This is a genomic window from Pseudoalteromonas sp. N1230-9 (genome assembly GCF_032716425.1).
Taxonomy (GTDB): domain Bacteria; phylum Pseudomonadota; class Gammaproteobacteria; order Enterobacterales; family Alteromonadaceae; genus Pseudoalteromonas.
The window spans coordinates 408,225-432,476 of the sequence record NZ_CP090420.1 but is presented as its reverse complement, the minus strand read 5'-3'; the positions used below and the strand labels follow the sequence as shown (position 1 = coordinate 432,476).

At 37.0% G+C, this 24,252-nt stretch carries 13 protein-coding genes; 6 read left to right on the top strand and 7 right to left on the bottom strand.

Annotated elements, in window-relative coordinates; translation table 11 throughout:
* The first annotated feature begins 539 nt into the window (after positions 1-539).
* On the top strand, positions 540-1,754 hold the full coding sequence (locus LY624_RS19280; RefSeq protein WP_054563104.1) for a hypothetical protein: 1,215 nt from the start codon (positions 540-542) through the stop codon (positions 1,752-1,754).
* A gap of 58 nt (positions 1,755-1,812) precedes the next feature.
* On the opposite strand, the gene LY624_RS19275 is transcribed toward LY624_RS19280, so the two are convergent.
* The gene (locus tag LY624_RS19275; RefSeq protein ID WP_341804860.1) at positions 1,813-2,688 is read right to left on the bottom strand and encodes a DNA replication terminus site-binding protein; all 876 of its coding nucleotides are present in this window, start codon (positions 2,686-2,688) and stop codon (positions 1,813-1,815) included.
* A 435-nt stretch (positions 2,689-3,123) separates the two neighbouring features.
* Between LY624_RS19275 and LY624_RS19270 the strand changes: the two genes are divergently transcribed.
* A complete protein-coding gene (locus tag LY624_RS19270; RefSeq protein WP_341804859.1) occupies positions 3,124-4,473 on the top strand; it encodes a class II 3-deoxy-7-phosphoheptulonate synthase in 1,350 nt (449 codons plus the stop codon).
* Between the two features lie 64 nt (positions 4,474-4,537).
* Here the strand turns inward: LY624_RS19270 and ppsR are convergent, their stop codons facing one another.
* Positions 4,538-5,347: a posphoenolpyruvate synthetase regulatory kinase/phosphorylase PpsR gene (ppsR, locus tag LY624_RS19265; protein ID WP_130152056.1), complete on the bottom strand. Its 810-nt coding sequence runs from the start codon at positions 5,345-5,347 to the stop codon at positions 4,538-4,540.
* Between the two features lie 153 nt (positions 5,348-5,500).
* On the opposite strand from ppsR, the gene ppsA reads away from it, so the two are divergent.
* Both ppsA and ydiJ read left to right on the top strand, forming a co-directional pair.
* Positions 5,501-7,876: a phosphoenolpyruvate synthase gene (gene ppsA, locus LY624_RS19260; protein ID WP_237118819.1), complete on the top strand. Its 2,376-nt coding sequence runs from the start codon at positions 5,501-5,503 to the stop codon at positions 7,874-7,876.
* A gap of 700 nt (positions 7,877-8,576) precedes the next feature.
* Complete coding sequence (gene ydiJ / locus LY624_RS19250; protein ID WP_341804858.1) at positions 8,577-11,621, top strand: D-2-hydroxyglutarate dehydrogenase YdiJ; 3,045 nt, start codon at positions 8,577-8,579, stop codon at positions 11,619-11,621.
* Between the two features lie 35 nt (positions 11,622-11,656).
* On the opposite strand, the gene LY624_RS19245 is transcribed toward ydiJ, so the two are convergent.
* Positions 11,657-12,844 (bottom strand): cation:proton antiporter, encoded by a 1,188-nt coding sequence (locus LY624_RS19245; protein ID WP_341804857.1) that lies wholly within the window; start codon positions 12,842-12,844, stop codon positions 11,657-11,659.
* Positions 12,844-14,055: a tyrosine-type recombinase/integrase gene (locus LY624_RS19240; protein WP_341804856.1), complete on the bottom strand. Its 1,212-nt coding sequence runs from the start codon at positions 14,053-14,055 to the stop codon at positions 12,844-12,846. The genes LY624_RS19245 and LY624_RS19240 overlap by 1 nt, the downstream gene beginning before the upstream one ends.
* Positions 14,056-14,193: 138 nt before the next feature.
* On the opposite strand from LY624_RS19240, the gene LY624_RS19235 reads away from it, so the two are divergent.
* Positions 14,194-14,757, top strand: a complete 564-nt coding sequence (locus LY624_RS19235) for a lipid-binding SYLF domain-containing protein (protein ID WP_130152062.1) — start codon at positions 14,194-14,196, stop codon at positions 14,755-14,757.
* A 319-nt stretch (positions 14,758-15,076) separates the two neighbouring features.
* Positions 15,077-20,317, top strand: a complete 5,241-nt coding sequence (locus LY624_RS19230) for an AAA family ATPase (protein WP_341804855.1) — start codon at positions 15,077-15,079, stop codon at positions 20,315-20,317.
* A 349-nt stretch (positions 20,318-20,666) separates the two neighbouring features.
* On the opposite strand, the gene LY624_RS19225 is transcribed toward LY624_RS19230, so the two are convergent.
* The 3 genes from LY624_RS19225 to LY624_RS19215 all read right to left on the bottom strand — a co-directional run bounded on the left by LY624_RS19225 (position 20,667) and on the right by LY624_RS19215 (position 24,229).
* Positions 20,667-21,716: a patatin-like phospholipase family protein gene (locus LY624_RS19225; RefSeq protein ID WP_341804854.1), complete on the bottom strand. Its 1,050-nt coding sequence runs from the start codon at positions 21,714-21,716 to the stop codon at positions 20,667-20,669.
* Between the two features lie 27 nt (positions 21,717-21,743).
* Positions 21,744-23,153: an alanine/glycine:cation symporter family protein gene (locus LY624_RS19220; protein ID WP_341804853.1), complete on the bottom strand. Its 1,410-nt coding sequence runs from the start codon at positions 23,151-23,153 to the stop codon at positions 21,744-21,746.
* Positions 23,154-23,272: 119 nt separating this feature from the next.
* Complete coding sequence (locus LY624_RS19215; RefSeq protein WP_341804852.1) at positions 23,273-24,229, bottom strand: patatin-like phospholipase family protein; 957 nt, start codon at positions 24,227-24,229, stop codon at positions 23,273-23,275.
* Positions 24,230-24,252: the final 23 nt, after the last annotated feature.

Genomic DNA, 24,252 nt, shown 5'->3' with positions numbered 1-24,252 from the left:
GCCAGATCGTGTTTTTACTTGGTAAAGATCAGATCTTTAATGACTCGCAGATCAACCAATTACTAAGCAAAAGATGAGCTTTCGACTTATACACAGTTTAGTCACTGCTTTACTCACAAAAATAGTGGTATAGATCAATTTTTTACTAACTAAATTATAAAGTTATACACCGAGAGCATGACTAAAATGCGCAATAAGTTGGTATGGATCTGATCTATAGTTGGTACAGATCAGATCTATGCTAACTAAAGGGCTGTTTATCCACATGCTGTTTTAAAAAAGCAATTTATGTCGTGTTAATTTGCTTTAAAAAGGTGATAAGCAGGACATAATTTGAACTGAGTTAGTAAAATCGCGACCTATCAACTATAACTTAGTAAAAATCTGATCTGAAAATCAGCAATTACGAAACAGTTAGTATAAAACTGATCCAAAGAAATTAATTATGATCGGATCAAGTTTATACTAACTTAAACATTTAACTTTTGAAGTTTTATGTGTTGTTATTAACTGTCGAAGAAAAATTGGAAATAAGAACAATGAGCCGAAAGGTCAACATCTCGGTAGATAACTTACCCGATACATTACGCGGGCAGATCCACGGGGTGGAAAGTGCAATAGATAATGAAAGTCTTGCACTATTTACAGACAACAAAGATGTGCGTGTTTCAATTGAAAATGCTGCACATGGTTTGAGAGCTTACTCAAATACATTTAATCATTATGATCTATGGGGACGATTTGTCCGTTCTGGTCATAAGAAGCTTCCGGTTGAAGAAGCACCAAAGAAAACCATCGTTACACGAAAAATCTCTGAAAAAGTAGACGGCATTCTATATGATGGTGAAATCAAAATTACACCTGCGGTAGTAAGCACAAGAAAAGATGGTGAAGATGTTGAATATCTTGTTTGGCCATCTGATCGTGAAGAAAAGGTCGAACGTGCCTTAATTCGATTAGCCTCTAAAGGTAAAATTGTAAAAATCAATTTTAAGTCTGGTATTCAATACGCAGTTGTTTTTTCTATGAATGAATTAGCGCAAGAGCTGAAAGCTGTTGGTCAGTCGATGCCTTATCCGCAAATCAAAGAATCATTAGAAGCATTACAAGGTTCTAAACTTTCTTTTAAATATTCAGCAACAGATACGCGTAACTCGGATATTGATGACTCATTTTACGAATCGAACATGAACTTTTTATCGTCACTTCATTTTAGTGGTAAGAAAGGTCAGGGTGGTAACGTAAAATGTGTAGCTTGTTTGAATGCCTTCGTTCATAACATGATCGATAACCTTGAATACAAAGGTTACTACTTTAATAGTGCTCAAGAATTAAAACGTGGTTTATCTCGTTGGATGATGCTTCGTTTATATCATTTATGGCGTTATGCGGCACCCGGTAAGACCTACCATTTCCGACTATTATCGATTATGGAAAAATATGGCTCTATTTATTCAACAGACGAAATTACCGAGAATAAATTAAAAGCTTTGCGTCGTGATATGACAACGACAATGAAAGACTTAATTGAGAAAGGTGCTATCTCTGAATATAACATTACCAATGTCAAAGATGACAAAACGGGTAATATTATTGATTACACATATGAGATGCATCCATCTGATCAATTTTGTGATGAGATTCTTACGCTAAATAAACATAACAAACGAATCGAAATTCAAGGTGGTAAGCGCATTGTTGAAAATGCTGTTTTAATCGATGAAGATAAAATTGAAGAAATAGTAGAAGACTAAATTTTTAAATACTTCTAACTATAAAGAAAAGGCCACATATGTGGCCTTTTTAACATAATCAATCTGTTACTTGTTCTAAGTAAAGTCTATCAACTAAGAAATCATATTCCCTTTTTCGAGGATGACTTTCTGGTTTTTGGTAATCAGATAATGTACCCAGTTTTACATCTGGTTCTGGGTTTATCAAAATAAAAGGTAAAGCAGCACTAACATGATATCGGTTTTGAGCTGTATATCTTACATTAACTTGTGGACTAACTCTTGTTGGTCTACGAATTCGTAATTTTTCTTTATCACCTAAACTTGCAACACGACTTTGCTCTTGTGCAACTAGCGCTTGCCAAGAGTGTTGGTCTATCATTCTTGGATTAGAATAACTAGCCGATTTATCGAGCATTGCTAAGGCCATTTTTTTAGTTAGCGTTTTAGTTGCGTGTTTGTGCATCCAAGTAAAACGAACAGAGTAGGGCGATTCAGTTTCAAAATGGATTTTACGATATGCAGAAAGTGTAATGAGATTAGGCACAGCATTGTGAACCGCTTCAAATCGCGCATCATTATTATCGATAGCTATTACACTATTTTTAAAATCAGCTTTGGCTTTATTTAACTGATTTATCCTTGCAATGAAATGTTGCTTATCGACATCTTTTAAAACTAATAAACCTGGATGTCTTTTTAATACTCGACTGCTTAATCCAGTCTTTTTATAAAAATCACCAAAAGAATTTAGAATTAACTTATGAGCATCATTGCCTTCAATTTTTTGTACACTAATTGAAGAAGGGACTTTCTTTTCGTCGTTTATATCGATATCTGGCAATTGATAATATGATGCTTTATGAAAACCCACTTCCTTTAATTCTTCACAAAACAAATGAGTTAACTCACTTACTAAATCAAACTGACTGCGTATTTCTAACTTCGTACTCATAGGAACACATCTTACTTAAAGTTAATTCAATTCTAACCTTATCACTTGATTATTTAAAGTTAATTTCTTCTTATTGCTGACCTTACACTTGAATATAATAAAGTATGATGTGTTCTTTAGTGTATTTGATAGTACAACTTTTTAATTTGATCAATGTAGACTTAAAAAAGGATTTTTTATACATGTAAAGCTGAGGTTACACTATGGCTTGCTTAAGGTAAGATGTGTTCTTTTATGATGCATCAACGAAAAATATCGTAAAACAGGTGTAACTAACTGGTTTAGAACAATAAAATATTGGAGTTTTAATTGTTAATATCGAAACTGTTTATCAAATAACGAAATAATCATAAATAGCTGAATATTGTCCTTGAACTTAGTACGTGCAATAAGTTAGTTTTCGTTAACGGTCTATGTTAGGAATGAGGAAAGAACATGCAATCGTGGAACCCAGACAGCTGGAGAAAACTGCCGATACTTCAGCAGCCAGAGTACCCAGATCAAGAAGCCCTAAAATCAGTTGAAGGGCAATTAAAAAGCGCACCACCTTTAGTATTTGCTGAAGAGACTCGTAGCTTATACAAGCAATTAGAAGCTGTATGTGAAGGCAGAGCCTTTTTATTACAGGGTGGTGATTGTGCAGAGTCATTCAGTGACTTTAATGCAGCAAATATCCGCGATACATTTAAAACGCTTTTACAAATGGCCGTTGTTTTAACTTATGGCGGTAAATGCCCTGTCGTGAAAATTGCGCGTATGGCTGGTCAGTATGCAAAGCCACGTTCATCAGATTATGAGACAATTGACGGTGTATCTCTGCCTTCATACCGTGGTGATATCATCAATAACTTTGAATTTACTGAGCAAGCACGTGTACCTGATCCACAGAGATTGATGACTGCATATCATCACAGTGCAGCAACGTTAAATTTATTACGCGCATTCGCACAAGGTGGTTTAGCCGATTTACATCAAGTAAACCGTTGGAACATGGGTTTTGTTGCTGCAAATCCACTTAAAGAGAAATACCAACAACTAGCTGACAGAATTCAAGATGCGCTTGAATTTATGGAAGTGTGTGGTATCGACTCAACCGTTGCACCGAGCTTAAAAGAAACAGACTTATTTACATCACATGAAGCGTTATTATTAGGCTATGAAGAAGCTCTAACACGCCGTGACCACTTATCAGGTGATTGGTACGATTGTTCTGCACACTTTGTTTGGATTGGTGAACGTACACGTCAACTTGATCATGCACACATCGAATTCTTTAAAGGCATTAAAAACCCAATTGGTGTGAAGGTTGGCCCGGGTATGGACCCAGATGAGCTAATCAAACTTATCGATGCAGTTAACCCAGATAACATTCCAGGTCGCTTAACGTTAATTACACGAATGGGCGCTGATGTTCTTCCAGAGAAACTACCGGCACTTGTACGTAAAGTACAACAAGAAGGCCGTAAAGTTATTTGGAGCTCAGATCCAATGCATGGTAATACTGAGAAAGCGAGCTCAGGTTATAAAACACGTAGCTTTGATAATATTCTTCGTGAAATTAGCCAGTTCTTCGCAGTACACAAAGCTGAAGGTTCATACCCAGGTGGTGTTCACCTTGAAATGACTGGCCAGCACGTGACTGAATGTACTGGTGGTGCGTATGGCTTGTCTGATGAAGATTTAGCACAACGCTACCGCACACAGTGTGACCCACGCTTAAATGCGGATCAAGTTTTAGAACTAGGTTTCTTAGTTGCTGACTTATTAAAAGACGCTCGTAAGTAACACTAAGTTATCCAAAAAAAGGCTGCACATTGCAGCCTTTTTTAATGTCCGATACTAAAATAAGTTAGTACTTACGTCTTTCAAGTCCAGTATCAGATATAATCTTTGCAGAAATTTCTTCTACAGAATGATGAGTTGAATTTAAAAATTGAATCTTCTGCTTTTTATAAAGCATTTCTACTTCACGCACTTCAATACGACACTGTTTTAAAGACGCATATTTTGAATTTGCCATTCGACGCTGGCGAATATCGGCAAGGCGAACAGGGTCAATCGTTAAACCAAATAGTTTATGTTTGTAAGCTTTTAAACACTCAGGCAGGCTGCCTCTTTCTAAATCATCTTCTGTAAGCGGGTAATTAGCTGCTTTAATACCATATTGTAATGCCAAGTATAAACTAGTCGGTGTTTTACCGCTTCTGCTAACACCCACTAAAATAATGTCGGCTTCAGAGTAGTTTTTAATGTTAGCGCCATCATCATTAGTCAACGCATAGTTAACCGCATCAATACGAAAATCATAACTTTTCTCGTGCATTGAATGCGTTCTATGAACCTTCGGTACCGGCGCAACTTTTAACTCTTGAGAAATTTTATCACTGTATTGTGATAAAAAGTCATAACACACTGCGCAAGACGATTTAATAATTTCACTTAGCTCGTGGTTAACAAAAGTAAAGAACACGAGTGGCTGCTCACCATCACGTTGAGCAGTCGAATTAATTAAGTTCTTAACTTCAATTGCTTTTTTTTCTGTTTCAACAAATGGGATTGTTTTGTGATTAAACTCAACAGGAAACATAGATAAGGTCGCATGACCAAAGACTTCAGAGGTGATAGCTGTTCCGTCAGAAATATAGAATGCAGTTCTCATAATTAACCTTTTTATTACCTTTATCTGCAAAATAGGGGCTTCACGGTTTACGTGAGGTCTGTTGCCAGTGTAGAATGAAGCTGACCTTTTTAGAAGGTTTTCTTTCTTAACTCTCACAGTTAGTACTACAATTTGTTTTATGGAGAAAGATCCGTGCAAGAATACGTTCTCTGGTATCAAGAGCTTGGTATGCAAGATGTTCCACGTGTTGGCGGTAAAAACGCTTCACTGGGTGAAATGATCTCAAACCTAGCTAACGCTGGTGTTCAAGTGCCAGGTGGTTTCGCTACAACCGCTGATGCATTCAACGAGTTCCTTGAACAATCAGGGCTAAACTCAAAAATCCACGATATTTTAGACACATTGGATGTGGATGATGTAAATACACTCGCTAAAGTCGGTGCCGAAATCCGCCAATGGATTATCGATACACCATTCCAACCTAACCTAGACCAAGCCATCCGCGACGCATATAGCCAATTACATGGCGACGCATCACAAGATGTTTCATTTGCAGTTCGCTCGTCTGCTACAGCAGAAGACATGCCAGATGCTTCATTCGCAGGACAACAAGAAACGTTTTTAAACGTACGTGGTATAGATTCAGTAATGACTGCAATCAAACACGTGTTTGCCTCACTATTTAATGACCGCGCAATTTCTTACCGTGTTCACCAAGGTTATGATCACCGTGGTGTTGCATTATCAGCTGGTATCCAACGCATGGTACGTTCAGATAAAGCTTCTTCAGGTGTTATGTTCAGTATTGATACTGAATCTGGCTTTGAAGATGTTGTATTTGTAACTTCAAGCTATGGTCTTGGTGAAATGGTTGTACAGGGTGCTGTAAACCCAGATGAATTTTATGTTCACAAACCAACTCTTGCTAACGGTAAACCAGCAGTAGTTCGCCGTAATATTGGCTCAAAAGCAATTCAAATGATTTACTCTGCGGATGAGTCACATGGTAAGCAAGTTGAAATTGTTGATGTAGATTCGTCACTTTCAAACAAATTCTCAATCACAGATGCTGAAGTTCAAGAACTTGCAAAGCAAGCTGTGATCATTGAAAAACACTACGGTCGTCCAATGGACATCGAGTGGGCAAAAGACGGTAACGACGGTAAACTGTATATCGTTCAAGCACGTCCAGAAACAGTTCGTTCAAACGAAGACGCTAACGTGATGGAGCGTTTCCAATTAAACGGTACAAGTACAGTTGTTGCTGAAGGCCGTGCAATTGGTCACAAAATTGGTTCAGGTACAGTACGTGTACTCGATTCAATTGATGAAATGGACAAAGTACAACAAGGTGACATTCTAGTTACTGACATGACTGACCCTGATTGGGAACCAATCATGAAACGTGCTGCTGCGATTGTTACAAACCGCGGTGGCCGTACTTGTCATGCGGCAATCATTGCACGTGAATTAGGTATTCCTGCAGTTGTTGGTTGTGGTAACGCAACTGATTTAATTAAAGCAGGCCAAGATGTAACAGTATCGTGCGCCGAAGGTGACACAGGTTACATCTACGAAGGTATTTTAGATTACGAAGTACTTACTTCACGTGTTGATGAAATGCCTGAATTACCAATGAAAGTTATGATGAACGTGGGTAACCCTGATCGTGCATTTGACTTTGCACGCTTACCCCATGCAGGTGTAGGTCTAGCGCGTGTTGAATTCGTAATCAACCGAATGATTGGTGTTCACCCTAAAGCACTTCTTAACTTTGATGCACAGTCAGACGAGCTTAAAGCTGAAATTTCAGAGATGATGGCAGGTTATGAATCGCCAGTTGAATTCTACATTTCTAAGCTTGTTGAAGGTATTGCAACACTAGGTTGTGCATTTGCACCTGAGCGTGTAATTGTTCGTATGTCTGACTTCAAGTCAAACGAATATGCAAACCTTGTTGGCGGCCAGCAATATGAGCCGGAAGAAGAAAACCCAATGATTGGTTTCCGTGGTGCAGCACGTTATATCTCTGAAGATTTCCGTGACTGTTTCGCGTTAGAGTGTGAAGCGATTAAACGCGTTCGCAACGAAATGGGTATGACTAATATTGAAATCATGATCCCATTTGTTCGTACACTTGAAGAGGGTAAACGCGTTATTGAATTACTAGAAGAGCACGGCCTTAAACGTGGCGAAAATGGTCTTAAAGTAATCATGATGTGTGAATTACCATCAAACGCGTTACTTGCAGATGAGTTCTTAGAGTATTTCGATGGTTTCTCTATCGGTTCAAATGACTTAACTCAGTTAACATTAGGTCTTGACCGTGATTCAGGTTTAATTGCCCATCTATTTGATGAGCGTAACCCTGCAATCAAGAAACTATTATCAATGGCTATTCAAACAGCTAAAGCAAAAGGCAAATACGTAGGTATTTGTGGCCAAGGTCCTTCAGATCATGAAGACTTTGCAGCTTGGTTAGTTGAGCAGGGCATTGATTCTGTTTCTCTAAACCCAGATACAGTATTGGAAACGTGGTTATATCTTGCTAAGAAATTAGCCGACTAAGTACTTTATTTAACTAAAATAAAGAACCTAATATAAAAATGCCAGCACTTAGCTGGCATTTTTGTTACTTCGAAGGGCGTGTTGACCTTTTATGATTGATTTTGCAGCAGTGTGTTTGGTATTTAGGCAAGGCAGAGCCTGTGTAGTGTGGTTGTTCCACATAAATAGGTGATAACGCAGCATCAATGTCAAACACGCGCTGCTCTTCGGGTTCTTCCTAGGGGCGATTAACTCTTTGTTGCTCGATTTTTACTTAGCCCACTAGGTTACAAATCTCGCGCCGCGATTAAATCGCCCCTAGAGTGAACAAAGTCTAATCTACAAAGGGCAACACGCCCTTTAAATCAGCGAGCAAGTTTTTTATCAATATAGGCACATGACTTAGTAAGTGCCTTTTGGCACAAGGTTAAATAATCACGCGCTTTAGGATAGTAAAAAGATAAACAGAAAAGTCCTGCAATAAAGAAGATCAGCGACGGTCCGGGAATAATGACAAAACTAAACCCAATAACATGCACAAGGCACCTAAACTGATTAATGCAATTTTTTTCATCTGACTATCTCATTTGCTGCTTTAATACACAGTATAAAAGTATTGCCCCCTAAATCGATAAAAAGAGTGTTACAAACTGTAAAATCTTCAATTTATCTTGGCTATTAGCATGATATAATTTGCAAAATGCCTTAATTTATCACCGTCATGATAGCAACAATAAGCCAACAACAAGCCGCCACAGAACTCGTTTCTAATTACTTAGAAACAATTAAAAAACAAGGTTTTAGTGGTGATACCGATGCAAGCTTTTCTACACGTTTAAGTTTATCGACCGATAACAGCGTTTACCAACAAGTACCTCAAGGTGTCATCTTTCCAAAGTCTGCAAAAGACATACAACTTGCTATGCAAATTGCTTCACGTGATCCGTTTTTATCACTGACATTTGGTCCACGCGGTGGCGGTACGGGTACTAATGGCCAATCGCTAACACCCGGTATAGTTGTTGATTTATCACGTTATATGCGTGAAATCTTAGAAATCAATGTCGAAGAAAACTGGGTACGCGTGCAGACAGGTGTAATCAAAGATCAATTAAATGACTTTTTACGCCCTTATGGTTTTTTCTTTGCGCCCGATTTATCAACAAGTAACCGAGCAACAATCGGTGGCATGATAAATACAGATGCCTCTGGTCAAGGCTCTTTGGTTTATGGCAAAACCAGTGATCACGTTTTAGGCCTTACTACTTATCTTGTTGATGGCACTGAAATGTCAACAACCTCTATGCCTATTGAAAAAGCAAAAGTAATTGCTGAACAAAACACGACTGTAGGTAAATTATATAAAACAGTTATCGATATTGGCCTTGAAAACCGTGATGCTATTTTAGAAAAATTCCCACGTTTAAACCGTTTTCTTACCGGTTACGATTTAGAACATATTTTTTCTGATGATTTACAAACCTTTGATATGAGCCGATTAATTACTGGCTCCGAAGGTTCTTTAGGTATTGTTACAGAAGCGAAACTTAACATTACGCCAATTGCAGAATTTAAGACTTTAATTAACATTAAATACGATAGCTTTGATTCTGCACTTCGTCATTCCCCCTTTCTAGTCGCAGCAAATGCAACTTCGGTAGAAACAGTCGACAGTAAAGTGCTTAACCTTGCTCGAGAAGATATCATTTGGCATTCAGTATCGAACTTAATAACCGATGTTGAAAACAAAGATATGCAAGGGCTCAACATGGTTGAGTTTAATGCGGTTTCACCAGAAGACATAAAAGACAAAGTAGACACTCTTTGTAAGTTACTTGATAAATGTGTTGCAAAGCAAACTAATGGCGTGATCGGTTATCAGTTAACGAATGACAAGGCTGATATTTTAAAAATTTATGCAATGCGTAAAAAGTCAGTGGGTCTTTTAGGGAATGTAAAAGGCAATCAAAAACCATTAGCTTTTGCTGAAGATACTGCAGTACCTCCAGAAAACTTAGCAGATTTCATTGTCGAGTTTCGCGAACTTCTCGATAACCACAATCTTCAATATGGTATGTTTGGCCATGTTGATGCGGGTGTTTTACACGTACGACCTGCTTTAGATATGTGTGAACCTGAGCAAGAAAAATTGCTTCGTCATATTTCTGATGAAGTCGTTAAACTGACGGCCAAATATGGCGGCTTAATGTGGGGTGAGCACGGCAAAGGATATCGAAGTGAATATGGCCCTGAATTTTTTGGCGAGCATTTATTTACACAACTTCGAAAAATTAAAGCGGCATTTGATCCAAATAACAGAGTAAACCCTGGTAAAATCTGTACGCCAATTGAAAGTAAAGACTCACTCGTTTCTGTTGACGATCAAAAGCGAGCCTGGTTCGACAAAGAAATTTCTATCGATGTTAAAACAGAATTTAATAACGCGATGACCTGTAATGGTAATGGTCTGTGTTTTAACTACGATGAAAAATCACCAATGTGTCCGTCTTATAAAGTAACAGGTGACCGCCGATATTCACCAAAAGGTCGCGCGAGTTTAATGCGCGAATGGTTACGACTTCAAGAGTCTGAAAATATTGATTTACTCAATGTTGAAAAAGAATTGATCAATGGTGAAGTAATCACTTGGTGGGAGCGCTATCAACATAGTCGCGATAAGAAGAAGGGCGTTTATGATTTCTCTCATGAAGTGAAAGAATCAATGGACGAATGTTTAGCTTGTAAAGCATGTACAACTGCATGCCCAATTAAAGTTGACGTACCAACATTCCGTTCACGCTTTTTAAATTTCTACCATAGTTATTATGCACGCCCAGCAAAAGATTACTTAGTGGCAGGCATCGAACAAACGGCGCCGGTAATGGCCAAGTTTGCTAAAGTGGTAAATCCGATTGTAAATACAAAACTAGTTTCTGGTTTAATTAAAAATACAATTGGTTATGTTGATACGCCAAGCTTAAGCGTACCGCAACTTTCTAAACGTATTTCTAAAGATCAGCAATTTAATTTTGAATTACTTAATTCGCTTTCCAAAGAACAACAAGCTGAATATGTATTGATAGTTCAAGATCCATTTACGAGTTTTTACGAAGCCGAATTAGTTGAAAGCTTTATTAAAGTCATTAAAGCGTTAGGCAAAAAAGCAATGCTATTACCATTTAAACCTAATGGTAAAGCACAGCATGTAAAAGGGTTTTTAAATGAATTTAAAACAACAGCAAAAAATGCAGCTGAGTTTTTAAATTCACTCAGTGAAATCAATGCACCTTTAGTTGGGCTCGATGCATCTTTGGTTATGTGTTACCGAGATGAATATGTGTCAATTTTAAAAGAGAACCGTGGAGATTTTAAAGTTGAACTTGCGCATGAATGGCTTCAAACGCAAAACTTCAAACAGGTTACTCTTGCCACAAAATCGAATTCGCCATTTAAATTGTTAAGTCATTGTACTGAAACAACAGCTATGCCAAATGCATCTAAAGTTTGGCAAACTATTTTTGCTGATTTAAATTTACAACTAGATACGACTAGTACAGGTTGTTGTGGTATGGCAGGAACCTATGGCCATGAAAAACAAAACCAAGAAAATTCACGGGCACTTTATGAAATGAGTTGGCAACCGATTATTTCTAATAATGAGCCTGAAACTATTTTAGCAACTGGATTTTCTTGTCGTAGCCAAGTGAAACGCTATGAAAAATTTAAACCAAAACATCCACTGCAATTAATTGCAGAGCTACTCTAATTTTTAAAATAAATAAGGCGCGTTACGCGCCTTTTTTATTGGTAACTTTTTGCGATCGGCTTAGTACTCACGCCATGAATAAAAACACTAAATAAAATGGTTGTTAATGTTACGGTGGCTATTTGCTCTTTGTTCACAATATCTGTATCCATCACCATTAAAGTAAAAACGATAGACGCCAAACCTCGTGGACCAAACCAAGCAAAAGTTAATTTATCTTTGAAGTTTAGATTAGTAAACATAAGTGAAAGCAGTACCGGCACAATTCTAAAAATCGTCACACTTAATAGCGCATAAAAAACAATTGGCCAGGTAATATCATTCACAATTAAGTGACCACATACAAAACCGAATAAACACCAAATCAGTAGCGCAACGAATTCAGCGATATGTTCAGAATCTTTAACTAATGTTAAACGTACTTTTTTAGGGGCTAAGTAATCGAATAAAAGTCCCGCTACAAAAACAGCAATAAAACCACTGCCATGAAAATTCTGTGTTAAAGAGAAAATTGCCATGACTAAACCAATCAATAAAAATGGACTGCTATTATTTGCAAAGTAATGACGTGCTAATGCAATTTTTAAAAGTGGAATAAAGACGGCCATCGACACGCCAGCAATAACAAGTGCTACTCCTAACTCTCTTGCAAAAACAAGTAGAGTATCAACGGTAGTTACAGCACTTTCTGGATTTTGAGCTAATAAAAGTAAAACTAAAAAGATGGGTACGCAAAGACCGTCGTTCAAACCACTTTCCGTATTTATTCCTTCGCGAACTTTCTCTGGAACCGATGTACATTCTAAAATTCCCTTACTAAGCGCGGCATCAGTTGGCGTTAAAATAATCGCGATCAATGCAGATTGAAAAAGTGATAACTCAGAAAAGAAAAACAAAGCACCGGCAACACCTAACAGTAATGTCAATGGTAAAGCTACAAAAAGTAACAGGCTAGGGTACTGATAACTATGTTTTAAAACGGTTAGTTTTGATTTTGCTGCATCGGTAAATAAAAAAATGCTTAAGGTTAATTCAACCAAAGGTAAAATGTCACTGAGTCCAGCATCGCCTAGCTTAAACTCGCTCGGTAAAAAGTAAGACATTGCAATTCCTACTAACACAAAAAACATCGGCCCAGTAATTTCTGTTCGCTCTAACTGACGGATTGTCAGTGAGTAAAATAAAAGAGCTAAACCGACTAACGCAAGTATTGTATATTCCATTAGATTTTCCTTTTTATTCCAGACTTTGCGCGTTCTTTTATATTAGTTTGAATATAAATTTGATCTGTTGTAGCTATTTTGGCATGACCTAAATCTTCAGATAAATGCTTAAGAGGTCTTGTTTGCGCATCGTGTGTTGCACCTGTATGTCTTAGCCAGTGAGCCGTGGCAGCTTCAAGTTGTTCCGCATCATCTTTAAAGCCGTCATCTAATAATGATTGTTTTGCTAAATCAAAACTTTGCTGTACTAAACGGCGAATTTGTCGAACAGTCATTCCCCCTTTACCACGAATTTTGTGAACAAGCGGTTCAGCTTCATCAACGCGGGGCAGGGCAGGTAGACCACGGTAAAGTCTGTAACGTTTTAGGTACGTGATAAAATCTTCGCTTAAAGTAACATCACGTAATTTATTGCCTTTCCCCATTATTCTTAAAAACCAAAAGCCATCATTATCTTGCCAAAAATGTGACATAACGGGTGACCACTGAGGTCGTTCTGATAACTCAGATATTCGTAAGTACAATCCTTTTAAGCAAGCAAGAGTGAATAAATTTCTTTCTAAATCAGGTTGTTGTTCACATAAATCCCGAGTAACACCAAAAACATATTCCCATTGAATATCACTGAGTGTATCGGGGATTTTGATTTGCGATTGCACCACTAAGTAAGGGCTATTCTTTTTAACAACGGGTACAAAGTTAGCAAATGTTTTTTCTTCTAAAATTGCAAACTTATAAAAAACATTGAGTGCTGTAAACATAGCGGCGAGTGTTTGTTGGCTTGCTATATTTTCTCTATTGATGAAAGGGCGCCAATTTGTATTTAGTCGTCTTATCCCTTGTTCATCTTTATAACGCCATTGAACTGAATTTGATAACCAGGCTGAATCTGGTTCAACCATAAAATCAACATAGGCTTCAATATCGTCACGCTTTAGATCAAAAACTGATTTTTCAGCAATTAACCATGCCCATAAGCAGAATCGCTCAAGTTCATTTCGAAAGCGATTAAATGTTGCTTCTGATTTTCGGCCGTAAACATACAAGAATTGATATAGAAAAGTTAAGTCTTTTCTTGATTCAGCAACAGTCAATCCAACTTGATGTATAAAGTTATCAAGTTCAGGATATTCTGTAGCAAGAGTATCATCTTCAAGATGGGCAATTTGGTAGCGCAGTTGTTTAAGTGTATCGACGAGAGCAACGAGCATAATGATTAAATATCTTGTAAAATAACAAGTTATAAGACTAACACAAAGTCCGATACTGTCTAGTATTGGACTTTAAATATTATCTTTTTAGTCTATATTTATCATAACCATTGCCATACAAATATTCGAGGAATATGTATGAAAAAGTTTTTTACTATAAGTTTAATTTTAGTTACAGCCATCCTAACTGGTTGTGCTACTACAGGAAGCGCTTCTCCCGATGAAAAACGTGCTTTAGTACAAAGCATGAAAAATAATACACTAAGTGAGCTTTACGCACAAAAACCCGATGTAAAACAGCAAATTGCTAACTCAGCAGGTTATGCAGTTTTTGATAATGCCAACGTAAATGTTGTTTTAGCTAGCTTTGGTGGTGGCTATGGTGTAGTTAAAAATAACCTAACAGGTAAATCAACTTACATGAATATGGGTGAAGCTGGTTTAGGCTTAGGTCTAGGCGTTAAAGACTTTAATGTCGTTATGGTTTTTCATAACCAAGCCGCTGTAAATCGCTTTATTGAACACGGTTGGGCATTCGGTGGTAACGCAGATGCAGCTGCTAAATATGAAAATAATGGTGGCGCTTTAGTTGCCGAAGCAATTGCCGACCAAGTAACAGTTTATTCTTTAACCGAAAATGGTCTTGCGTTACAAGCAGTACTTAAAGGCACTAAATTTTGGGTAGATTCTGAGCTAAATTAAGTTATTTAAAACCCTTCTAAAAGTGGGCTAGTTAGCAACCTAACTCCCACTTTTAATTATTTAACTAAATTTAACATAACGTAATTTATGGGATATTAGTTTATTAACAGTACAAACCTCAAGCTAGCTATCTTTTATCCTTCAAAATAATTTTGTTATGGTTATCAGGCTTTAAAATTTAAATATACAACTTAGGTAAACACTAACAAAAAGCTATACCATTGATTTAATTAATTATTTTATTTATTAGATTAATGGAAGATTAACAAGCATTGACTATACTAAATTAGTATTAGCTAATTTTTAGTAAGGAATTATCTTGCCAGTTCCTGGATATAGTTTGGTTGATTATATCAACAGCGGTAGCTACTTTTTATTACACAGCGCTAAGTCACAAAAAAATGGTGACTTAGTAATAATTAAATCATTAAAAGAGGCAAACAGAAACAACGATACAATAAACAAACTTGTATTAGAGCATGCTTTTTTAGAAAAACTAAACCATCCCAATATTTTAAAACCAATTAGTTTCATCAACGAAGATGAATGCACAGCAATTGTTTTTGAGTATTTCCCTGCAAAACTTCTTTCAGAGCGTATACATAAGAACCCACTTGAAGTAAGAGATTTTTTGCCCCTTGCAGTTAAGCTTTCAGAAACTATCAGTTACCTACACTCTAAAAAAATAATCCATAAAGATATTAGCCCTAGTCATATTCTAATTAGTGATGATCTGTTTAGCTTCAAGTTATTTGGTTTACATATTGCGACCTCAATGAGTAGATCTTCACAAAGATTAATCAGCCCAGCAGTTTTAGAAGGTACATTAGCTTATTTATCACCTGAACAAACCGGACGCATTAATCGTAAAATAGATTGCCGAACTGATCTCTATTCTTTAGGTGCCAGTTTCTATGAAATGTTAACTGGTCAGCCTCCTTTCAATGAACAAGATCAACTTGCTCTCGTACATTGCCATATCGCAAAAAAAGTAACTGCAGTTAATAAAGTAAAGCCTAATATTCCAAAAGTTCTTGCTGGTGTTATTACCTATCTCCTTAAAAAAAATGCGGAAGATCGTTATCAATCTGCTTGGGGCTTAACTAAAGATTTAGAGCTGATTAATAATCGCTTTAAGGAAGATTCATCACTAACTAATTTTGAGCTTCCAAGTAAAAATCTTAAAGCAACAGAGCAATTTAGTATTCCACAAAAACTATACGGCCGAGAGAAAGAAATTAATGAATTAATGCAATCCTTCGCACGAGTTGCTACAGGAAGTTGTGAAATATTCTTAGTCTCTGGCTATTCAGGTGTGGGTAAATCAGCACTGGTCAGAGAAGTCTATAAACCAATGACAGGGGAATATGGATATTTTAGTTCAGGTAAGTATGACCAATATCAACGGAATATCCCCTACTTTGCTATTACTGATGCATTAAATAAGTTTTGTCGATACATATTAACAGAGCCTAACGATGAGTTAATGATTTGGCAAGATATTATCAATGAGCATCTAGGTGAAAATGCTATATATTTGTGCAACATAATCTCTGATTTAAATTTAATTCTAAATATAAAAAAACGAAACATAGAAAATAAAAATATCGACAAGACAATTTTGCATAATTTATTTTTGAATTTTATTACTGCAATTTGCAGTAGAAACCGCCCTTTTATTTTATTTTTAGATGACATGCAATGGGCTGATTTAGCATCGCTAGAGTTAATCGCATCTTTATTTAGCCACTCTAAGTTACACCACTTATTAATAATCCAAGCATATCGTGATAACGAAGTTGATGAACAGCATGTTTTTACTAAATTTATAACAGACATCAAAAAACAAAATACAACTATAAATCACGCTTTCCTTAATAACTTATCAAAAGCGGTAATAAATAAGCTTATCAGTGACACCATAAATATTCCTGAAGCAGATTGTCGGTCTTTGAGTGAAATTATATTCAAAAAAACATTAGGCAACCCCTTTTTCGTTTTACAATTCATTACGGAATTATATGAAAAAGGACTTCTATACCATGATATTGAACAAGATTATTGGTACTGGGATAAAAACACAATTTTAGCAGAAAACATTACGGATAATGTTGTTGATTTTATGGCAAAAAAGATAAACGAACTACCAAACAAAGCTTGTGAGTTACTAAAATATGCTGCGAGTGTTAGTAATACTTTCGACACAAATTTGTTAGTTGCACTATCAGATAATCAATACACCGCAAAACAGATAATTGAAAACTTGATCCCTGCTATTGATAAAGAACTAATATTAACACCTCAACCTATTTCAAATGTTATTACTTCACAAGCTGCCTTTAATGAAAATGTACAATTAAAGTTTTTGCATGACCGCGTACAACAAGCCGCCTACTCACTTATCCCTGATAATGAACGGCAGCAAGTTCATATTAGTATCGCTAGGCTGCTTTATCAATATGTACTTAATAATAACATACTTGAAGAAAGCTTGTTTGAACTTGCCAATCAGTTTAATAAAGCAATTGAACTATTATCTAACCCATTAGAAATAAAGCAAGTAATTGAAATTAACTTTTTAGCGGCAAAAAAGGCATTTGATTCGGCTGCTTATAACTCCGCACACGGTTACCTTTGTTATGCTAAAAACTTAATAGGATTGGAGCATTTTAAAATTAACTATAGTGTCACCTTTGAAGCTTTACTTTTGTTATGCAAAGTAAATTGTATTTTAAACAAATATACTGAGTCCGATGAATTCTATGAATTGCTATTAAAATATAAGCACACACCTTTAGATCATGCACGAGTTTTACTGATTAAAATGGATGATTATCATCAACAAGGGCTCTACCAAGAGGCCCTAAATACACAATATTTAGCTCTAAAAGTACTAAATTTAACTCCCCCCTCTGAGTTAGATGACTTAGATAGCCAAATAGCGAACGAGATTTCACTCATAGATACATACCTTGCGCACCGTTCTATTGATAGCCTTTCTGATTCCACCCCTTTAAAGGATGAAAAAGTATTAGCTCTATTGGATACACTTACCAGCCTTTGGATCACTGCATATTTATTATCTGATGAAGATGTTGTGCAGTGGGCTTCAGTAAAAATGTGCAGGCTCTGCCTTGAACATGGCAGATGTGAGCAGTCAGCTTTTGCATATATTCTTTACGGTTACGTTTGCGTTAATAGACTTAATGAATTTAATAAAGCAGATGAATTTGGCAAAGTTGCACTAAAAATTGCAGACAATTACTCTAATCTTGCATTGCGCGGCAAAGTTTACTTTATGTATGGCTTAACAATTTGTCACTGGAGTAATCATCTCTCACTTTCTACCAAAAGTTTTCGAAAAAGCTATCAATTCAGTTGTCAAGCTGGTGATTGGACCTACGCCAGCTATGCAGCAGTTAATATTATTTCAAATTTAATAATAGAAGGAGCACCTTGCGATCAAATCTTTTCTGAGGCAGATAACTATTTAAGTTTTTTAAAGGAAAAGAATGAAGAATCTACTAAGAGTTTTTTCATACCAGGTGCATATGTGCCATTACTGCATTTTATGGGGAAATGCGATAATAACAACAGTTTTGACTGTGATATTTTCAATGAACAAGAACACCTTATTTGTGCCGAAGACTCCCCTATCACACAGGCGTGGTATTTCTATGCAAAAGTGAGGGCTCTTTATTTGATGGGACAATATTGTGAGGCACTTGCGGTTATTGATCAGATAAATATCATCCCAATCGGTGTTCCCGGGCAAATTAAAACACCTGAAGCCTATTTTTATTCCTGTTTAGTTCTACTTGCTAAACCAGAAGCTTATCTAGACTCCATTAAATATCAGGGCATCTTTTATCACATGTATGAACGGTTGAAAGTTTGGAGTTGCTCTTGTGAAGATAACTTCCTTCATAAGGTAAAATTGATAGAGGCAGAATTGGCTAGTTTGCATAACCAACCTTTCTATGAAGTGTTTGCTCTATATCATCAAGCAATCGAGCTTGCTAAAACAGCCGACTACAGGCTAATTGAAGCATTAGCTAATGAGTTATTCGCCAATTATCTTATCAGTCAAAACAAACTCGATTATGCAGCACTCCACCAGCAAAGGTCTCATTCAGTTTATAATTACTTATCGATTAATATAAAGAAAGAAAACTCACTATTAACTAACGATAAAACGTCTGTGCCGCCGACCAATTTACCAATGGAAGTGTCAACGGGTTCAATTGCTCTTCAGTCAATGATGCAAGCTGCTAACGTACTTTCAGAAGAGATGGTTATAAATAAGTTAATGGATAAATTAATTGCTATAGTTATGGAGTTTTCTGGTGCCTCAAAAGTTGCTTTGTTACTTAAGAAAAATTCAAAATGGTGGGTCGAAAATATTGGCATTTTAAATGAGCCAAATTACCAATTTAAATCTGTACCTTATACTAAATCAATTGATATTCCAGCCAGTGTTATCCGCTATGTAATTCGTAGCGAAAGTATGGCGTTAATTGGTAATGTGTCTGTTGATTCAGTGTTCGCTAATGATCCTTACATTAAAAAACATCAACCAAAATCTATTTTGTGCTTACCCCTTATCTACAAAAATCGGGTCAATAGTATTGTCTATTTAGAAAATGAACTTACTAGTGATGCATTTGGCCAAAATCATTTAGACATGCTCAACTTGCTAATAGGGCAAATGGCGATATCTATCGAAAATTCTGTACTCTATAGTCAAATGGAAGAAAAGGTGGTTGATCGAACTAATGATTTAGAAGAATCGCTAAAACAATTAAAACAAACGCAAAACCATTTAGTTGAATCAGAAAAAATGGCTTCATTAGGTCGTTTGGTCGCCGGTGTAGCTCATGAGCTTAACACCCCATTAGGTGTTAGTGTAACTGCATCGTCGAACTTATTAGAGCTTGCTGAAAAACTGCGCACTGCATTTGAATCACAAACCCTAACACGAAAAGACTTTGTTTCATGCATCGACAATATCAATGAAGCAGGTACTATCGTTTACCGTAACTTAAATAGAGCAGCCGAACTTGTTACTAACTTTAAACTTGTTGCTGTAGATACCAGTAACGATGAGCAACGTGAAATTAACTTAAAAGAATATTTAAGCGATTTAGTCAGTAGTTTATCCCCTGCTCTTAAAAAAGGCCGCCATAATATTCAGATTAACTGTAGTGAAAACTTAGTGATTAAGGTTGATCCAGGTGTTATCGCGCATATTTTCACAAATTTGATCCTAAACTCACTCATACATGGCTTTGAAAATAGACAAAAGGGTCAGATAACAATAACAGCAGAACTTCAAAGCTCTAAGCTTACCGTTCATTATAGAGATAATGGCAAAGGCATGAGCGAGGAAGTACAAAGTAAAGTATTTGAGCCCTTTTACACCACTAAAAGAGGGGCGGGTGGAAGCGGCCTTGGGATGAATATTGTTTATAACCTTGTAGTTCAAAAACTCAAAGGCACGATTAGTTGCCAATCAAAAATAGGTGAAAGTACCGAGTTTTTTATAACTGCAGATTTCTAGAAGATTGAATTTATATTTTTAATTAAGCCTTGTTGGTTTTGAACTAGATTAATTGCAAATATTGTTACTTCTGAGCATTAATTCATATTTTAAACATATTATTTAAGGTTAACATCATTGTTATTCAAGGCTATTAACTTGCTTTTAAATACAGCTATTGAAGCTACCTGAACTGATATTCAATTCCATAGATTTGACTTTGTTGCCGATGAAGTACCCGCACTTCCAAAACAACTTCAGGATTTAACTAAAAGGTGTTAAATCACAGCTGCTTTGCGAAGCACTTCTCAGTAAAACAACAAAACTAACATCTTGATTAATTAGTTTAAGTAGTTAAGGCAAAGACAAATTATTTAATAAGGTGTATTTTCGGAGTGTGAGTTTTAGTACACACCGCATCAAATGCCTCTGCCAGTCGTTCGGTTTTTTTGAATACTTGCTGCCAATATTTAATCCGTGTATCGGCATCAAGCTCAGTAAAGTCTTTCCGATCAGGGATTTTGCCATAAGGTAATGAAGCTACAAAGTCAGCTGATGGAGTGATCATCACCACATTATCATAGTTCCTAGGGGTAATACCACGTTTTAAACTTTTATCAAACCACCCTGCTTTAGGGTTGTTATTAAAATGCGGATATAAAATAAGTCCGTCATTATGAATAGTTAAGTCAAAGTGATAATCAATGATACCGCCATCACGGTACATACCAGGCGGTGTTCCTGTTATGTTTTTAATGCCTTGCATGACTAATGGAATAGAGCCTGAAGCAAGTAACGCATCGGCTAAATTATCTTCGCTAAGCTCAATAGTATGGGTATTGAAGATGTTGTTATCTGAAAACGATAACTGACTATCTGCAGGCTGAAATACATAACGCTCATATTGCTTACTCAGAAAACGCCTATTCATTCTATTGGCTAAGTAACTTTTAGATAACCCCATTAACTGCATTACTTTGTTTTCTGATGCTGTAAAGCCATTCGATTTTGCAACTATAAAGTGGGCTTTAAAAATCGGGTTGTTAATGATTTCTTGAATACCATTTTCAGCAAAAACAGTGCTTAATAACTCTCGTGCTTTTGTTGTTATTTCTTCTGGTTTTGCTTTATTCGATGAATAACGTGTTTCAGAATATGACTTTGCTAATCGAGATATTGCAGCAACAGGGTCGTTTTGTGCAAAACAGGCAGCTCTAAATGCCCCTGCACTTGACCCTAACAAGTTTAGAGGCGTGGTACGGTCTTTAAAAAATTCACCAAATAGATATTTATCCAAACCAAATAATGTAAACCATTTGGGGCCGCCGCTTGCTCCTAAAAAGGTATTAAACAAATCAGCAGACAGGCCTTGCTCTTTTATTATTTTTGCAGCACTTGGCCCTGCGTAAATATCTATCATGGTTACTTTTCTCGTTATTGTTTTAGATTACTTTCGCCAAATCCCTTGTTCTGTTTGACCTTGAACCTGTACTTTTTCAGAATCAAAACTGGGTTCTTGCCCTGCTTCACGTTGACTATGGTAGTCCTTTGTCACAGATAAGATGGTTGGCGTTAAGCGTATGATAGCGATAACGTTCACCACTGTCATTAAACCTAAAGCAATGTCTGCGAGATCCCACACTTGTTTAATCGTGGCCGATGCCCCCCAAATCATCATGGATAAATATAAACAGGTATAAATACCTCGGCCGAGTTTATTATCTAGTTTAAATAAATGAAGGTTACTTTCTGCATAGGCATAGTTTGCAACCACAGAAGTAAACGCAAATAAACAAATAGCAGCTGCTACAAAGTAAATGCCACCAGCGGCCATATGAGCTGTCATTGCAGATTGAGTTAAGCGTATTCCTTCCATTTCGCCACTAATATCAATATCAGCTAATAAAATAATCACCGCAGTACAACTACACAGCACAATAGTATCGAAAAACACGCCTAGCATTTGAATGTAGCCTTGAGTGACCGGATGATTAGGTACTGGCGATGCGCACCCTGATGCATGGGGTACACTACCCGCTCCGGCTTCATTGGAATAAAGCCCTCGCTGAATACCATTTTTAATTGCTGCGCCCATAGCCCCTGCGCCTGCCTCTTGTAAGCCAAAGGCTGAAAGTAAAATATCTTCAATCATCGCAGGCACTTTGCCGATATTCAGTAAAGTAATTATGATGGCAGCAAGTACAAATAAAATGCCCATTACTGGCACAATACGTTCAGCAAAGCGGGCAATAGCTTTAAAGCCACCTAAAATAATAGAGCCTGCCAGTATAGTGATCACAATACCTGAATAGAGTGTTGGAATTTCAAATGCGTAATTAAGGGCATCGGTAATGGTATTCGTTTGCATGGCACTAAACGTAAACCCATAACCAAGGAACAAGCAAAAGGCAAAACACACTGCAAGTGTTCTGCTGCCTAATCCTTGTTGAATATAATAAGCTGGCCCGCCTCTAAACTCGCCGTTGGCATCCCTGACTTTATAGACTTGCCCAAGTACGCTTTCGGCAAAGCCTGTGGCCATGCCCAAAATGGCAATCACCCACATCCAAAATATTGCACCACTGCCCCCTAACGAAATAGCAACGGCAACCCCTGCAAGGTTACCAGTTCCGACACGGGCTGAAAGACCTGTACATAAGGCTTGAAATGAGCTAATTGAGTTTTTATCTGTGCTGCTACTCGACTTTAACAAGCTAAACATATGGCGAAACTTAACCAGTTGGATTGCTTTTAGCCTTACCGAAAACCAGATCCCAGCAAACAGAAGAATATAAATAAGAATTTGGCCTTCTCCCCAAAGAAGACCATTGATTGTCGATACAGCTGTGTTAAACATGGCAAGCCTTTATTGCTCTTTAGATAAAAAGTCACAAAAAGTGAATAGCCAACCACTTTAACTCTATTTAAAAATATCTCAAGTAGGCAGTGAGATTAATTAACTGAGCCTGCTCCCAACTAATTTAGCAGTTGTTGCTGTAGAAATGCACGGCCTGCTGCTAAACCTAATTTGTGATCATAACGAAGATCTGAATCTGTACTACCTAATAGCTTACTGCGTAGTTTATCGCCTGCAAAAATTTGTGTGATACGGGCATCACTTGGCGGGTTTGCAATGAAATCTAATTCATCTTGATATGCTTGTTCGTGCTGAACTAGGTAATCAAATGTTTTGGGGCAATAGCCTGATACGCGAACGAGTGTCTTTAGCTTATTAACCCATTCCGATTGCACTTGGAAGTTTTCATCAACAGTACGAATAACCACAATATCGCGGGCACCACGGTTATAGGCTTCTTTCACGGGTAAAGGTGCAGCTAGGCCACCATCTAAATACATATCATGAACTAAATCAGTATTAGAGCTTTGAATAATGGCATCATTTGCGGCTTTGGTAGTAAGCCAAGGAGTTAAGTTAACACCATCTTTATATAAAAACGGTAATGCACTTGATGCTTTTAACAGGGCCAACCATTGCGTATCTTCACCATTCGGGCTCAAGTAATACGGTTTACGGTCAGCCGCGTTAGTGGTTGTAATCAACAGTTCGCGATTACCTAGGCTTTGTGTTGCTGTTTTAAAATCTAAGGCACGGTTTACTTCTTTGGTTTTGTCAAAATACCAATCAAGATCGACAATGCTTTTACCAAACAGTCCACGGCCAAGTTGAAAAAAACGTTTATGGCGAGAAAGCCCTCTGATCAGACGTTTTGCATAACCTTTTTGGCGCGCTAAATAACTTGTTAAGTTTTGTGAGCCTGCCGATGTGCCAATGAATAAATCGAATGGGTCGTAATTATTTTCTAACCACGCATCGAGTACACCTGCGGTAAAAATCCCTCGTTGCCCACCACCCTCAGCGATTAATGCTGTTTTTGTTTGTGGTTCTACTGCGGCAATTGTTTGAGATTTCACGGTGCACCTTCCTAGGGTAATGG

Coding starts and splice junctions, on each gene's coding strand:
- LY624_RS19225 (WP_341804854.1), bottom strand. CDS start 21,716: ATGATAGATATTTACGCAGGGCCAAGTGCTGCAAAAATAATAAAAGAG.
- ydiJ (WP_341804858.1), top strand. CDS start 8,577: ATGATAGCAACAATAAGCCAACAACAAGCCGCCACAGAACTCGTTTCT.
- LY624_RS19270 (WP_341804859.1), top strand. CDS start 3,124: ATGCAATCGTGGAACCCAGACAGCTGGAGAAAACTGCCGATACTTCAG.
- LY624_RS19245 (WP_341804857.1), bottom strand. CDS start 12,844: ATGGAATATACAATACTTGCGTTAGTCGGTTTAGCTCTTTTATTTTAC.
- ppsR (WP_130152056.1), bottom strand. CDS start 5,347: ATGAGAACTGCATTCTATATTTCTGACGGAACAGCTATCACCTCTGAA.
- LY624_RS19240 (WP_341804856.1), bottom strand. CDS start 14,055: ATGCTCGTTGCTCTCGTCGATACACTTAAACAACTGCGCTACCAAATT.
- LY624_RS19220 (WP_341804853.1), bottom strand. CDS start 23,153: ATGTTTAACACAGCTGTATCGACAATCAATGGTCTTCTTTGGGGAGAA.
- LY624_RS19280 (WP_054563104.1), top strand. CDS start 540: ATGAGCCGAAAGGTCAACATCTCGGTAGATAACTTACCCGATACATTA.
- LY624_RS19275 (WP_341804860.1), bottom strand. CDS start 2,688: ATGAGTACGAAGTTAGAAATACGCAGTCAGTTTGATTTAGTAAGTGAG.
- LY624_RS19235 (WP_130152062.1), top strand. CDS start 14,194: ATGAAAAAGTTTTTTACTATAAGTTTAATTTTAGTTACAGCCATCCTA.